Origin of the sequence: Streptomyces candidus (assembly GCF_014207445.1) — a bacterium.
Lineage (GTDB): Bacteria > Actinomycetota > Actinomycetes > Streptomycetales > Streptomycetaceae > Streptomyces > Streptomyces candidus.
Genome location: NZ_JACHEM010000014.1, coordinates 179,345 through 193,917, shown reverse-complemented (window position 1 = coordinate 193,917; position 14,573 = coordinate 179,345). Strand labels below are relative to the sequence as shown.

Genomic DNA, 14,573 nt, shown 5'->3' with positions numbered 1-14,573 from the left:
TCGGGGACACGGCCGCTCAACGCGAAGGCTCATGCACCGCAGTGATGCGGCGACGTCGGCGTTGTCGGCCCGGCCCCGACCATGCGGCGGCCTCCGGGTGTGTGCCGCGTGTGGGCTGAGGGTGCGGGTAGGTGGGCAGGCATGCGGACACCTCACCTTCTTGTTCTGACCTCCGGGATACGTGCCTACCGCGAGTACCTCCTGCGTTCGATCGGTCGCGAGTACCGCGTCCACCTCGTCCTGACGGAGCCGCCGACCTGGGAGCGCCCCCATGTGGACGACTGGACCGTGGTGGCCGACCTTGCCGACAGGGGCGACCTGGTGCGGGCCGCCAAGCAGATCTCGGAACGCGATCCCGTCGACGGCGTGATCTGCTGGGACGAGACATGGATCCTGCAGGCGGCACACATGGCCGCCGCGCTCGGTCTCCCCGGTGATCCGGAAGCCGTCGAGCGGTGCCGGGACAAGCACCGGACGAGGCAGGCTCTCGACGCTCGCGGGGTTCCGCAGCCGGGTTCCCGCCTGGCGTCCGACCCCGATGACGCGCTCACCGCGGCCCGGGACATCGGCTTTCCGGTGGTCCTCAAGCCGCGGGCACTGGCTGGAAGCTTCGGCGTGGTGCGGGCGAACAGCGAGCGGGAACTGCGGGAGTTCGTCGCGTTCACCGGGGGCAGCGGTGCGCGGGCCCCGGAACTGCCCACGCACGAGCGCAACATCCTGGTCGAGGAGTACGCCGACGGCCAGGAGATCAGCGTCGACTGCGTCGTGTTCCGCGGAACCGTGACACCGCTGTGCATCGCGCGCAAGGAGGTGGGCTTCGCGCCCTACTTCGAGGAGACCGGGCACGTGGTCGACCCCGCCGACCTTCTGTGGGACGACCAGAACTTGCTGAGGACCGTTGCAAAGACACATGCCGCCCTGGGTTTTACCGACGGGGCGACGCACACCGAGATCAAGCTGACCCCGGAGGGGCCGAAGATCATCGAGGTCAACGCACGGATCGGCGGCGGCATGATCCCGTACCTGAACCAGCTGGGCGGGGGCGCCGACACGGGTCTCGCCGCGGCGGCCGTCGCGTGCGGGCGGCAGCCCGCCGTGGAGGCCGCGTCGCACCGCGAGGTCGCCGCCATCCGGTTCTACTACCCGGAACGGGAGAACATCGTCGTCGGCGGGATCGCCTTCGACCCGGACGGTCTGCCCGCGGAGGTCGTGCGGCACGGACGGCTCGCGGAGCCCGGCGAGGTGAAGTCCCCGCCACCGTACGGGCTGATGGACGGCCGCATCGCGTACGCCATCACGCTGGGGTCCGACGCGGCGAAGTGCCGGTCCGCGCTGGAGCAGGCCGGACGGGCGCTGCGGGTCGCCACGGAGTGAGGCGGCCGCCGGGCCGACGCCGCCGCTGTCGTGCCGGACGCCGTGCCGGGCGGCCGCTGTCGGGCCTCCGCCACGTCGGGCGGCCCGTGGAACCGGCCGCCGTTCCCTGTCAGGGCGCGGCGGCCGGTTCTCGCTTCTCGTCCATGATGTCGCCGAGCGTACGGACCCTGCGCAGCGGCGAGAGGATGAGGAACAGACTGGTGCTCAGCAACCCGACGGTGCCGATCAACAGCGCGGTGCGCAGGCTCGTCTGGGTGCCCAGCCAGCCGCCGAGCAGCGAGCCGACCGGCTTCACCCCCAACGCCACGAAGAGGTACGCCGCGTTGGTGCGTCCCAGCAGGTGCAGCGGGGTGATGGCCTGCCGCAGCGTCATGGAGTGGACGTTGCACGCGGTGATGCCGACCCCCTGGATGAAGAAGGCGACCGCGAACAGCGGTGCGGCCCAGACGCCGCGCTGCGCGGTCGGCAGCAGCAGGGGCGCGAGGTCGCCGATGACCGCGGCCACCAGCAGGGTGCGGCCCAGACCCGCCCGGTCCGCGACCCGGCTGGTGAGGGAAGCGCCGAGCAGGGCGCCCACCGCTCCGATCGACAGCATGAATCCCAGGACGCCCGGACTCATGCCCAGTTCCCGGACGGCGAACAGCACCAGGACCGTCTGCACGATCTGCCAGCAGATGTTGTAGCTGGCCGCCTCACCGAGGAAGGCACGCAAGTACGGGTTGGCAAAGGTGAACCGGAAACCCTCGGAAATCTGCGAACGCAGGGGCGTCCTGTCGATCTCGACCGGCTTCTCCCGCTGACGCACGGCGCCGATGCCGATTGCCGACCCGAGGTACGAGATGGCGTCGGCGAGCAGCGCCAAGGGTGCGCCGAAGGCGTTCACCAGCACGCCGCCGAGCCCGGGGCCGCCGACCTCCGCCACCGATTCGCTGGCGGTGAGGCGGGAGTTGGCCCCGGTGAGGTGTTCGGGCGGGACAATCGCCGGCAGGTAGGAGCGGTAGGCGATGTTGAAGAAGACACGCGCCGTACCGGCCACGCAGGCCATCACCAGGAGCCAGCTGAAGGTCAGCCGGTCCAGTGCCGCGAGCAGGGGGATGGCGCCGATGGCGACGGCCTGGCCGAGGCTGGAAATGATCAGCACGCCACGCCGCTGCCAGCGGTCGACCAACAGCCCGGCCGGCAGACCGAGGACCAGATAGGGAGCGAAAGTGAGTGCTCCCAGCATCCCGAGCTGCCCCGGGGAGGCGTCCAGCGTCAGAACCGCGGTCAGCGGCATGGCGAGCTGGAAGACCTGCGTGCCTACCAGGGAGGCGGTTTCACCCGCCCATAGGAACCGGAAGTCCCTGCGCCAGCCCTTCGCCATGGTGCTCCTCACACTGTTGTGCCGACTCTGTCGTTCGTACGGCGGCTGCCACCGGCCGCGGGGTGTATGCGGCGGCCGGGCCGCTCACCGCTCCGGTTCGAGGTCGTAGAACCCGAAGCCGTCCAGGTAGCACACGGTGGCGAAGTCCTGGAGAAGGACGGAGCGTTCAGGGTGGATCAGACCCACCACCACCGGTTCGCTCTCGTCGTCGGTGGTGCGTACGAGGCGCTCCCCGGGAGTGAACCGCAGCCGCAGGCCCACGCAGCTCTCCAGCTCCTCGATGAGGTGCGCGTGCGGGTAACTCCGCAGGACGCCCTCGACGGGGGAGGCGAAGAAGGCCATGGCCCCGTGGTTGTCCAGTGCGTACGGCTTGCGGTGTTCGGCCGCGAACCGCTCGGGGTCGGCGTACGCCTGCACGGTGCGGTCGACCTGGGACTCGCCCGTCAGCAGCACCGCGTACCGCGCGACATCGGCGCCGCACAGCCGTGCGCCCGCCTCCACCAGGCGGGGCCCGTCGTCGGTCTGCATCACCTCCAGGTGGACAGGCCCGAACCGGATGCCCAGTGCGTCGAGCGTCGCGTACGAGTACGCGGCCACGGAGTCCCAGTCGGGATCGGTGGGCGACAGGGAGGTCATGCCGTTGATCCGGTCCCGCATGCCGTTGACGGTGATCTTCTGGTACCTCCACATGTCCGTGACGCGGTGGTGGCCCTCACAGCTGACGGTGTTGACGACGAACTCGGTCCCGCTGAGGTACTCCTGTGCGACGACGCCCTCGTTGGGCACGTCGAAGACACTGTTGCGGGACATGATGCGGTGGTAGGCGGCCCGCGACTGCTCGGGCGTGTCGCAGAAGGAGACCCCGTCGTTGCGCGCGCTGCGCACGGGCTTGACGACGATGCGGCCGCCGGTCTCCCGGTGCCATGCCGCCAGCCCGTCGGGGTCGTCGACCCGGATCTGGCGGGTCGTCGGCAGCCCGGCCGCGCGCAGCGTCTCGATCTGAACGAACTTGTCGCGGCGGGCCTCGCTCAGTGCGGTGCCGTTGCCGGGCAGGCCGAGGGCTTCGCCCAGCTGGTCGGTGAACTCCACGCCCAGCTCACTGCCCACCACGACGGCCGTGGGACCCACCTCTGCCAGGCGGGCCACCATGTGGTCGAAGTCGCCGTCGTGGACGATGTTGTCGCTGTATCCGGTGAGGTCGGCCGGCCCGTAGGACGGAGGCACCTCGGGGGTCGACTGCACGCGGACGCAGTCGAGGCCGGCGTCGCGGAATGCCTTCCCCAAGTCGTTGACCGCACCGTACGGGTCGACGAGGGCGATGGTGCGTCCCTTACCCATGAGGGGTTTCCTCCAGCTCGTAGAATCCGTGGCCGTCGAGGTAGCAGAGGGTCTGGAAGTCCTTCTCCACCGTGATGGCGTCGGCGTGCGCCAGACCGATGGAGAGCGGTTCGGAGCTGTCGTCGACGGTGCGGCGCAGCATCTGGCCCGGGGAGACCTTGACCGATCGCCCCCGGTAGCTTTCGAGCTGCTCTACCTGGTCGAGCAGCGGGTAGGACCGGAGGCGGCCTTCCACGGGGGAGGCGAGGAACGCCATGGCCGCGTGGGCGTCGCGCCGGTAGGGGGCGTGCACGTCGGCCAGGAACTTCTCGCTGTCCGCGTAGGCCTGGGCCACCCGGTCGGTCTGTGACTCGCCGGTCGCCAGTACGGCATACCGGGCGACGTCCGACCCGCACAACCGCGCCCCCACCTCGACCAGCCGGGGTCCGTCGTCGGTGAGGACGATTTCCAGATGGGCGGCCCCGTAGCGGATCCCGAGGGCGTCGAGTACGGCGAAGGAGTAGTGCCGCAGCTCCGCCCAGCGCGGGTCGGCCGGGGGCAGCGACAGGATGCCGTTGATGCGGTCGCGCACCCCGTTGATATTGATCTTGCTGTAGCGCCAGGCGTCGGTCACCCGGTGCCGGCCGTCCCAGCCGACCGTGTTCACCACGAACTCGGTGCCCCTGAGGTACTCCTGGGCGACCACGCCCTCGTTGCGCAGACCGAAGTCGTTGACGGCCGACCGGACACGGAGGTACGCCGCGACGGCTTCGTCCGGTGTGTCACAGAAGGACACGCCGTCGTTGCGGGCGCTGCGGACCGGCTTGACGACGACGCGTCCGCCAAGGCCCCGGTGCCAGTCGGCCAGTTGGTCCGCGTTCCGGACCGTGAGCTGGCGCGCCGTCGCGAGACCCGCTTGCGCCACCGCGGCGGCCTGGGCGTCCTTGGTCCGCCGGGCGTAGCTGAGAGCGGTGCCGTTGCCCTCCAGCCCGGCCGCTTCCGCCAGCGCGTCGGCGAGTTCGACGCCCTGCTCGGCCCCGGCGACGACGGCGCGGGGCCGGTGGACGGCCAGCGCGCCGAGCGTCACCCCCAGGTCGCCGTGATGGACGACGTTGGCGAGGTAGTGGCCGAGGTCCAGTTCGCGCAGGTAGTGCTCGGGGACGTCGACGGTGCTCTGTACCCGCACGCAGTTGTATCCGGCGGCCCCGAAGGCCTCGACCAGCCTGGCCGCCGAGCCGAAGCCGTCGACGACGACGATCGTGCCCCGGCCGTTGGGCCCCGCGCCGCGACCGCTCACGACCGGGCCGCGGCGACGTCGTCCAGTGCGCCGACCAGCCGTTTCACCAGCTCGTCCGCCTCGGTTTCGGTCAGTACCAGCGGCGGCATCAGCACCAGGGTGCTGTTCGTGGTCGTGAGCAGCAGCCCGGCCTCCTGGCAGGCCCGCCGGACCTCCGCCATGCTTGCCGCTCCCGGCCGCTCGTCGCCGTCGCGCAGCTCGACACCGATCATGAGCCCCGCACCGCGCACGTCGTGGATCAGGGCAGTGGTGGCCGCGTGTTCCCGCAACCGCTGCCGCAGGTGCTCTCCGACGGCGCGCACGTGGCCGAAGAGGGAACCGTCGGCCAGCTCGTCGAGGACGGCCAGGCCGGCCGCCATCCCGACGGGGTGGCCGTCGGCGGTGCAGCCGTGCGGGAAGACGTACTCCGGCCGGGAGATGGCCTCGTCGAACAGCGCGTCGGTGCAGACCAGCGCCGCCAACGGGAAATACCCGGAGGTGATGCCCTTTCCGAGGACCAGCAGATCGGGCAGCACCCGGTTGTCGGCCATCACGGACATGGCGCCGGTACGGCCGAATCCGGTGGTCACCTCGTCGGCGATCAGGTGGATGCCGTGCCGGTCGCACAGGTCGCGGATGTGCCGCAGCGCGCCGTCCGGAGCGGCGAGCACGTCGGTGCCCATGACGGGCTCGACGATGATGGCGGTGATGTGCTCCGGACCGTGCCGCTCCACCGTCTTCGCGAGTGCCTCCAGGTTCCACGGCTTCACGTGGTGGACGTCGGGGACGAGCGGCGCCTGCAGTGCGTGCATCTGCCGCTCCCCGGTCAGGGCGCCGGCGATGCCTCCGGTGCCGTGGTAGCCGTTGGTGAAGGCGATGACCTTGGTACGGTCCGTCTGTCCCGCCACCTTGCGCACGAAGCGCGACAGCAGGACGGCCGCGGTGGTCATCTGGGAGCCGGTGCTGCCGAACCGCACGTGGTTGAGCGGGTCGGGCAGCGTGTCCACGAGGCGGCGGGCGTACTCGAGCGCCACGTCGGACGGCTCCTCGTACCGGATGATCTGCGCGACGGGCAGTCGGCGCAGCTGTCCGGTCATCGCCTCCACGACCCGCTCGGCGTCGTAGCCCAGGGTGGTGTTCCACATCGCGGCACGCGCGTCCAAATACCACGTGCCGGAGGCGTCCTGTACCCAGCACCCCTTGCCCCGGGACATGGCGCTGCTCTCGATGGCACCGGTGTCGACGGCCTCGCGGGTGATCGAGTTGTACCAAAGGGCGTCATGCGGGTTCCTCAGCACGCCAGTGCCTCCAGCTTCCTGCGGTCGAGCTTGCCGTTGTCGTTGAGGGGGAACAGCTCCACGGGGACGAACCGGCCCGGCACCATGTAGCCCGGCAGCCGGGCGGCGACCCAGCCGCCCAAGTCCTCGGGGGGCAGGGCGGAGCCGACGTACAGGGCCTTGAGGTCGACGCCGTCGAAGAGCACGGCGGCGTCCTGCACGCCCGGGTGGGCGCGCAGCACGGCCTCGATCTCACCCAGCTCGACGCGGTACCCGTGGACCTGCACCTGCTCGTCCAGCCGCCCCAGATGGGTCAGTACACCGTCGTCGTCGACGACCCGGTCGCCGGTGCGGTACCACAGGTGCGTCGCGGGCGTGCCGGCGGCTGCCGGGCCGGTCGCCGTCCGTCCGGGGGACCAGTCGAGGAACCGGGCCTGGTTGTCGGCCGGTTCGAGGTAGCCGGAGAACCGCTGCGGGCCCCGCACGCACAACTCTCCCTCGGGCGAGGGGGCGCCGTGCTCGTCGAGGACGACGTATTCCAGGTGGGGCAGGCAACGGCCGATAGGCACCGTGCCGTTGCGGGTGTCCGGCCAGTGTGCCGGGTCCGCGGGCAGCCGGTGGACCGTGCAGGTCACCGTCAGTTCGGTGGGCCCGTAGAGGTTCTCGATCACCGCGTCCGGGGCGGCCCGGTGCCAGGCCCGTGCCTGGTCAAGCGTCAGCTGCTCCCCGGCGAACAGCCCCCACCGCAGGTCGGGCATGCTGCCGGCCGGCAGCCGTCGCATCCTGGCGGCGAGGGACACCACCGAGGGTACGGAGAACCAGTGCGTCAGCCGGTGCCGTGCGCCGAAGGCCGCCGGATCGGCGAGGTCGTCGCGCTGGGGAACGACGAGCGTCCCCCCGCCCGCCCAGGTGACGAACATGTCGAACACCGACGGGTCGAAGGTGAGGTCGAAGGTCTGGCTCAGCCGGCTGCCGGGACCGACGTCGTACCGTGCGACCTGGTGCTCGATGTAGGGCAGGACGTTGCCGTGCCCGATCGGCAGTCCCTTCGGCGTGCCCGTCGAGCCGGAGGTGAACAGGATGTACGCGGGGTGGTGCGGGCCCGGTTCGGCGGGGGACGGCCCCTGTGCGTCGGCGGACGTCGCAGCCGAACCCGTCGGGCGGGCAAAACCCGTCGGCCGTCCGTCCGGACCGGCCTCCACGACCGGTATCCGCACCGGTGCCGGCGAAGCACGCAGCGAGGTGTCCAGCAGGATGCGCCACAGTCCGGCCCGGGTGGCGATCGTCGCGTTGCGCTCCGGCGGGAACATCGGGTTCAGCGGGACGACGGTCGCGCCGGCCCGCAGGACTGCCAAGTACCCGGCGTAGGCCAGAGGAGTGCGGGAGGCCAGCAGCCCGATCCGCGCTCCGGCCGGCACCGGGCCCAGCTCCGTGGCCAGCCGGCCGGCGGCTGCCGACAGCTCCCGGTAGGTGAGGGTGGTGCCGCCGACCTCCAGTGCGGGCCGGTCCGGATGGCGGCGGGCGCCGTCGGCGAACACGTCGTAGAGGGTCTCAGACATGGCGTACCTCGCGGTCCATGAGTACCAGTGCGCCGTCGGCGGCGTGCAACCGGTCGTTGCTGTAGTTCAGGGGGGCCGAGCGCAGATCGCGCAGCGCCCGTTCCAGGGCGAGGTCGGAGTCGCGCAGGTAACCGTGTCGCATGCCGAGAAGGTCCACCAGCTCGTCGACGGCGGCCGGGCACATCTCCGAAGCAGTCAACTTCACTGCGTTGATGAGGAGTTGAACCGACGCGGAGGTGCTGTCGATGGTCTTCTCCAGCACCGACACGCTGTGGTTGATCAGGGCATGCACGGTGTCCAGCCGCTGGCGCACCCGGGACAGTCGGCGCAGCAGCAGCTCCGAGTCGAGGCCGCGGCTGCGCCGTTCGGCCCGCAGCAGGGTCACGGTGCGGCTGAGCGCGCCGTCCGCGGTGCCCAGCCAGCACGCGGCCCAGCCAATGTGCGCCATCGGCGCGAAGGTGCGTACGGCTATGTCGCGGAACCCGCCGTGCACGCCGACGACCTGTCCGGCCGGTACGTCACCGGCCAGGTGCAGCGGCGCGCTGTGCGTCGCCCGCATGCCCATCGGGTTCCACCCTCCCCTGACGGTGACCCGCAGCTGGTCCCGGTCGGCGTAGACCAGTGACACCTGGGTGGGCGATGTGGCGTCGGGGGCCTGCATCGTGAGGAGGAACCCGTCGGCGAAGCTGCCGCCGGTCACGACCGGCGCGAACCTGTCGACGTGCAGGGTGGACGCGTCGCCGGTCAGTGACGCGCCCGAGGAGAGCAGGTGCCCCCCGGTCGAGGCCTCGGTGGTCACGGACGCCAGGTACAGCTCGCCACGGGCGACGCGGGGCAGCAGCCGGTCCCGCAGCGGGCCGCCGTCACGGACGACCGCCGCGACCTGCTGACAGTGCATCGTGAAGATCATTCCGACGGACATGCAGGTACGGGAGAGCCGGCTGCTGACGGCGGCCATGTCGGCGAGGCCGCCGCCCGCCCCGCCGTACTCGGCGGGCACCATCAGCCCCAGCAGTCCGGTGGAGCGCAGCGCCGCCAAAGCTTCTTCGGGGAAGCGGGCGTCACGGTCGCAGTCGGCGGCGTGCAGGGCGGTGACGGCGTCGACCTCTTGGACCGCGCGGTCGAGGTCGGCGGTCGACCAACGCGCGGGGCGGGTGTCGGTGACGGTCATCGGGCGATCCCGCTTCCCAGGGCGGCCCGGCAGAACAGGGCGGTCAGGGTGTCCAGACGGGTCAGGTTGTCCGGCGTCAGATCACCCGGTTCGACCTCCACGTCGAGCTGTTCCTCGACGCGCTCGACGATCTCCACGATCCGGAAGGAGTTGAAGGACGGCAGGGCGGTCAGAGTGGGAGCCGCGTGCAGCGCGGCCCGGTCGACGCCGAGGACCTCGGCGGTGGTGTCGATGACGACGGCGCTTACGTCGGACTGGTCCATGGTCCCTCCCGGGAGGTGAGTGGTCAGGCGGTGAGCTTGGCGAATCCCTCTTCGACGCGGATCAGGGTGTCGGCGACGTGCGGAAGGGCGAGTGGGTCCTCGGCGCCCAGGGCGGCTTCCTGCTCCTCCGCGGTCTCGCCGTAGAGCATGCTGGTGGCGGCCTTGAAGCGGAGCGCCTGCGGATCGTCCCCGAGCAGGTGCCCCGCCAGTACGGCCAGACCGAGCTCGTCGAGCAGATGGCGCGCCAGCGACGCCGAGTCGTTCACGCCGCGCAGCCGCAGGGCCGCACGTACAGGCTCGAAGTCGGGGTAGACGTAGAAGGCGCCCGTCGGCGGGCGGCAGTGCGCGCCGGCCGCCACCACCGCGGCGTGCACCGCGCGGGCGACCGCGCCGTGCAGCCGGGCGCTCGCCGCCAGGCGCGCCCGGATCTCCGGCGGGTCGGCAAATGCGTACGCGGCCACCTGCTGCAACGGCCCGGACAGGGTGGACCACATGTCGCTGGCGACACCGATCAGTCCCTCCCGCAGGCGCCGTCCCGCGTCGTCGCCCGGCGGTACGCGCAACGCTCCGACCCGCCAGCCGCCCACCGCCAGGGACTTGGACAGCCCCGTCGTCACCACGGTGCGGTGCGGGACGACTTCCGCGGGGCTCAGGAACGGGGCGTCCGGCACGTGCATGACATCCCGGTAGATCTCGTCGGAGACGATCGTCAGATCCTCGGCCTCGGCGACGGCGCACACCTCGCGCACGAGGTCGGCCCCGGCGAGTGTGCCGGTCGGATTGTCCGGCAGGGTGAGGACGACGATGCGTGGGTCGCCGCCCTCTCGGCGGGCCCTGCCGATCGTGGTCCGCAGCGCGGCCGGGTCGGGTATGCCGCCGCAGGAGACCGGGATCGGTACCCCCCACACCCGCTTGCCGGCTAGGCGGGCCTGCGGCGCGTAGGAGTTCCAGCACGGGCGCGGGAGCAGTACGTCACCGGGCAGAACCAGGTTCAGCGCCATCAGGAGCGGTTTGCTGCCCGGACCCAGCATCACCTGGTCCGGGTCGGTGGGCAGACCCCTGCGGGCGAACCAGCCCGCGGTGGAGGCGAGCGCGTCGGGCGACCCGGCGACCGGGCCGTACGCGTTGCGCCCGGCCCCCGCGCACAACTGCTCCACCAGCGGACCGAAGGCCGGCAGCCGGGACTCGCCGAAGCCCAGGTGGACGATCGCACGCCCGTCGGCGCGCAGCCGGGCGACCTGCTCGTTGAGAGCCAGGTTGGGAGACATGGACGTCATGACTGCATCGCCGCCCTGATGTCCTCGGGTACGTCGGCGGCCGGTTCCAGTTCGCACAGCCAGGCCGCGTCGGGGCTGTAGCGGGCCCGGAAGGGGCGGCCCACCAGGGCAGGGTTGCGGGCCTGTGCCATGTGCAGCAGGAAGTGGCGGCCGTCCGCGTGGTCCTCGACCCCGTCGACGACGACCTTGCCCGGCGTGGCGGACATGACCGGCCCCCGTACGGTCCTCGCCAGCCCCGGCAGCGTCCGGTAGGCCGTCTGGAACAGTTCGAGCGCCTTGGCCAGGGGCACCTTGAAGTAGTCGTAGGGACCCGTGTCGCGTTCGACGAACATGTAGTACGGGACCGCACCGGCGGCGAGTTCGGCACGCCACAGCTCGGCCCAGGTCTCGGCCCGGTCGTTGACGTGCGCCACCATGGGCGCCTGGCAGTAGACCACCGCGCCGGTGGAGCGGATGCGTTGCAGCGCGGTCCGGACCGCTGTGGTCCGCAGCTCGCGGGGATGCGTGAAGTGGGCCATGACCGCGACTTGTTTTCCGGCCGCCACCACCCGCTCGAACAACTGCAGCAGTTCGGCGGAGTCGCTGTCGCTGGTGAACCGGTGCGGCCAGTACGCCAGTGACTTGGTGCCGATGCGCACGGTCTGCAGCGAGCCGATCTTCAGCAGCGGGTCCAGGTGGGCGGACAGCCGTTCCGTACTCATCACCATCGGGTCGCCGCCGGTGACCAGCACGTCGCTGACTTCTGGGTGGTCCCGCAGATAGGCGACCAGCCGGCCCGGGTTGGGCGCGGCGAAACGCAGCGAGGGGTCGCCGACGAACTGCGCCCAGCGGAAGCAGTAGGTGCAGTAGGAGTGGCAGGACTGGCCCTGGGTCGGGAAGTACAGGACCGTTTCCCGGTACTTGTGCTGCAGTCCGGGCAGCCGTTCGCCCCGGTGCACCGGCACGTTGTACTCCTGCTGGCCCGACGGGTGCGGGTTGAGGCCTGTGCGTATCCGTTTGACCAGGGCGGCGGTCTCGCGCGTACTCGCACCGGAGCGCACCAGTTGCTCCAGGGCGTGTTCGTCCTCGGCTGCCAGCATGCCGCGTTGCGGGAAGACCAGCCGGAAGAGCGGGTCGTCCTCCGGCCGGGTCCAGTCGATCAACTCGTCGAGGACGTATTCGTTGACCCGGAAAGGGAGGACGTGCGCCAGCAGGGCGATGCCGTCGCGAAGGGCCGGGCTCAATCCGTACCGGTCCGCTATGTCGTCTATCTGGCGAGGTCCGAACGCCCGGAAGCGTGTGGCGCCCGTTGGGCGATCGAGCAGCAGTGTCATGCGAATTCCTTCGAGTAAGGCTCGGCGGAATGCCTGGGCAACCGTGGAACTTTTCCCACCGGGTTGGTCACGACGTCCTCCGCCGACTACCCGGCACCTCACGGAGCACGCACGGCGAAGAAATTCCGTCATCAGCATTTCGAATAACGTCATGCGAAAGATGAATTGGCTTCCGCGGGCATTCCCATAGGCATTCTTGAGGTGCGGATAAGAAGGCTTAATGTCCCTCGATACAGCTGAGTTTGCGTTTGCCGGGCAGGGAAAGCCGTGTCGATACCAATCAGCGTCGAAGGAGTGCCGACCATGAATCACGCCCCGCGTCGCGGTCCGGAACACGGACCGAAGTCGTGAACGACGTCGAGGTCGCCCAGCCGATGCTGGTGCCGATGACCCGCCCCCGGCCCGGCATGTGCACCGTCCTCATCCACCCGGCCGGCGGCGGACTCGGCGCCTATACCGGTGTCGCTCTCAAACTCCGCCGCAGGGGAACGGTGTTCGGCATCCGGGGTCACGGTCTCGCCGCCGGCGAGACCCCGGACCGTACGGTCGCCGCGATGACCGACCGGTACGCCCACCTGCTGGACGAGTTGCCGCAACCGCCGGACCTGCTGTTCGGCTGGTCCCTCGGCGGGGCGGTCGCCTGGGAGCTGGCGGCACGGCTGAGTTCCCGCGGGCTTCGGCCACGCGTCGTCCTCATCGACAGCCCGGCGACGCGCATCGACCGCGACCCGGCGGTCGCCCACCACTGGCGGGAGCGGGTGCGTGGCTCAGTCACCGACGACGGAGGCGTCCCCCAGGAGAACGTCACCCGGACCGTCGAGGCGCACCTCGACGCGGTCACCGCCTACCGGGCGGCACAACGGCAGGACTGTCCCACGCTGCTGCTGCCCTGCGCCGAGGAGGACAACGACGCGAACCTCGCGGCATGGCGCGACGTGGCCTCCCGGCTGACGGTCCGGCCGCTGCCAGGCGACCACTTCGGCGCCTTCGACGGTGACCGTCTGCCGCTGCTGCTCGGTCACCTCGACGAGTTCCTGACCACCACGGAGGCTGAACGTGCCTGACGAGCGGAGTGTGCCTGACGAGCGGGCCGTGCCCGACGCGTCGACCGTGCCCGACGAACTGCTCGCCCGCGCCCGAGCGGCCCACACCGCCGCGCCGCCGCTCGGCGACCCCGCCTACGACCGGTACTGCGCCGCCCTCGCCGGACAGCTCCTCGCGCACTGGCCGCAGATCACGGCGGCCAACGCGACCGACGTCGAAGAAGCCGGACGGGCGGGCATGCCGCCCACCCTGGTGGACCGGATACGGCTCACCGACGCCCACCGGGACGGCATGGTGGCGCTGGCAGAGCGGACCCGGCGGGAGCTGGCGACCGTGACCGACGTGGAGGTGCCGGTGTCGGGCGCCGCACGCGCCGTGCACCGCGTCCCGCGCCCGCTGGGCCTCGTGATGATGGTCTACGAGGCCCGGCCGACCGTCACCGTCGACGGAGCGCTGCTGCCGGTCGCCGTCGGCAACGCGGTGCTCCTGCGCGGCGGCAAGGAAACCGCCGCCACCAACGCGGCACTGCAGCGCGCCCTGCACGACGCCCTGACCGACGCGGGACTGCCGCCCGGCCTGGTGACCGTCCTCGACGATCCGCACCGCCGACTGCTGCGGGCCCTGCTCAAGCGCCCCGACCAGGTGGACGTGCTGATCCCGCGGGGCAGCCCCGCACTCGTCGACTACTGCCGCACCAGCGCGATCCCGCTGATCGCCAGTGGCGGCGGCGCCAACCACCTGTACGTCCATCACAGTGCTGACCTCGGCCTCGCGGCCCGGGTCACGCTCGACAGCAAACTCCCCGAACCGGCCGGCTGCACCTCGGTGGAGACCGTCCTCGTCGACCGGGCGGTCGCCGCCCCCTATGTGGAGGCCCTGGCGCAGGAACTCAAGGAGGCCGACGCGACGCTGACCGTCAGGACTGAGCCAGGCACCACCATTCCCGTCTCGCCGGGGCTGCGGGCCGAACCGCTGGCCCCGCACGACCTCGGCCGGGAGTTCCTCGGCCCCGTCGTGGCACTCGTAGCCGTCGACGGGGTGGCGGAGGCCCTGGAGCACGTCCGCGCCCACGGCTCCGGGCACACCGAAGGCGTCCTTGCCGACGATGCGGACGTCGTCGAAGCGTTCCGGCGGCGCGTCGACGCCGCCATGGTCGTCGTCAACGGTTCCCTCCGCCTGCACGACGGCCCCACCCTCGGCCTCGGCTCCGAAATCGCCATCGCCACCGGGCGGTTGCACGTCCGAGGCCCGGTGACCCTCGCCTCGCTCGTCACCTACGGCTACGTCACCGACGCGGCCGGAGCGCTGCGCGGCTGACCCTCCGCTCCCTTCCCTCCCG

12 protein-coding genes are annotated in these 14,573 nt (G+C 71.2%); 3 read left to right on the top strand and 9 right to left on the bottom strand.

Annotation, left to right across the window (positions count from 1 at the left end; translation table 11 throughout):
* Window positions 1-141: 141 nt before the first annotated feature.
* A complete protein-coding gene (locus HNQ79_RS25345; RefSeq protein ID WP_185034898.1) occupies window positions 142-1,374 on the top strand; it encodes an ATP-grasp domain-containing protein in 1,233 nt (410 codons plus the stop codon).
* A gap of 109 nt (window positions 1,375-1,483) precedes the next feature.
* On the opposite strand, the gene HNQ79_RS25340 is transcribed toward HNQ79_RS25345, so the two are convergent.
* The 9 genes from HNQ79_RS25340 to HNQ79_RS25305 form a co-directional block, all read right to left on the bottom strand.
* Complete coding sequence (locus HNQ79_RS25340) at window positions 1,484-2,737, bottom strand: MFS transporter (protein ID WP_185034896.1); 1,254 nt, start codon at window positions 2,735-2,737, stop codon at window positions 1,484-1,486.
* A gap of 84 nt (window positions 2,738-2,821) precedes the next feature.
* A complete protein-coding gene (locus HNQ79_RS25335; protein ID WP_185034894.1) occupies window positions 2,822-4,075 on the bottom strand; it encodes an ATP-grasp domain-containing protein in 1,254 nt (417 codons plus the stop codon).
* Window positions 4,068-5,351 (bottom strand): ATP-grasp domain-containing protein, encoded by a 1,284-nt coding sequence (locus HNQ79_RS25330; protein WP_229923465.1) that lies wholly within the window; start codon window positions 5,349-5,351, stop codon window positions 4,068-4,070. Before HNQ79_RS25330 ends, HNQ79_RS25335 begins: the two co-directional genes overlap by 8 nt.
* Window positions 5,348-6,628, bottom strand: a complete 1,281-nt coding sequence (locus HNQ79_RS33980; protein WP_229923466.1) for an aminotransferase family protein — start codon at window positions 6,626-6,628, stop codon at window positions 5,348-5,350. The genes HNQ79_RS25330 and HNQ79_RS33980 overlap by 4 nt, the downstream gene beginning before the upstream one ends.
* Entirely contained in the window at window positions 6,622-8,166 is a 1,545-nt protein-coding gene (locus HNQ79_RS25325) for an amino acid adenylation domain-containing protein (RefSeq protein ID WP_185034892.1), read from the bottom strand. The genes HNQ79_RS33980 and HNQ79_RS25325 overlap by 7 nt, the downstream gene beginning before the upstream one ends.
* Window positions 8,159-9,337, bottom strand: coding sequence for an acyl-CoA dehydrogenase family protein (locus HNQ79_RS25320; RefSeq protein WP_185034890.1), 1,179 nt, complete (start codon window positions 9,335-9,337; stop codon window positions 8,159-8,161). The genes HNQ79_RS25325 and HNQ79_RS25320 overlap by 8 nt, the downstream gene beginning before the upstream one ends.
* Window positions 9,334-9,600, bottom strand: a complete 267-nt coding sequence (locus HNQ79_RS25315) for an acyl carrier protein (RefSeq protein WP_185034888.1) — start codon at window positions 9,598-9,600, stop codon at window positions 9,334-9,336. The genes HNQ79_RS25320 and HNQ79_RS25315 overlap by 4 nt, the downstream gene beginning before the upstream one ends.
* Window positions 9,601-9,623: 23 nt before the next feature.
* Complete coding sequence (locus HNQ79_RS25310; protein ID WP_185034886.1) at window positions 9,624-10,877, bottom strand: pyridoxal phosphate-dependent aminotransferase; 1,254 nt, start codon at window positions 10,875-10,877, stop codon at window positions 9,624-9,626.
* Complete coding sequence (locus tag HNQ79_RS25305) at window positions 10,874-12,190, bottom strand: KamA family radical SAM protein (protein ID WP_185034884.1); 1,317 nt, start codon at window positions 12,188-12,190, stop codon at window positions 10,874-10,876. The genes HNQ79_RS25310 and HNQ79_RS25305 overlap by 4 nt, the downstream gene beginning before the upstream one ends.
* 347 nt (window positions 12,191-12,537) lie before the next feature.
* Here HNQ79_RS25305 and HNQ79_RS25300 point away from each other — a divergent pair, with 347 nt between their 5' ends.
* Both HNQ79_RS25300 and HNQ79_RS25295 read left to right on the top strand, forming a co-directional pair.
* Window positions 12,538-13,254: an alpha/beta fold hydrolase gene (locus tag HNQ79_RS25300; RefSeq protein ID WP_185034882.1), complete on the top strand. Its 717-nt coding sequence runs from the start codon at window positions 12,538-12,540 to the stop codon at window positions 13,252-13,254.
* Complete coding sequence (locus HNQ79_RS25295) at window positions 13,247-14,551, top strand: glutamate-5-semialdehyde dehydrogenase (protein WP_229923467.1); 1,305 nt, start codon at window positions 13,247-13,249, stop codon at window positions 14,549-14,551. The genes HNQ79_RS25300 and HNQ79_RS25295 overlap by 8 nt, the downstream gene beginning before the upstream one ends.
* Window positions 14,552-14,573 lie beyond the last annotated feature (22 nt).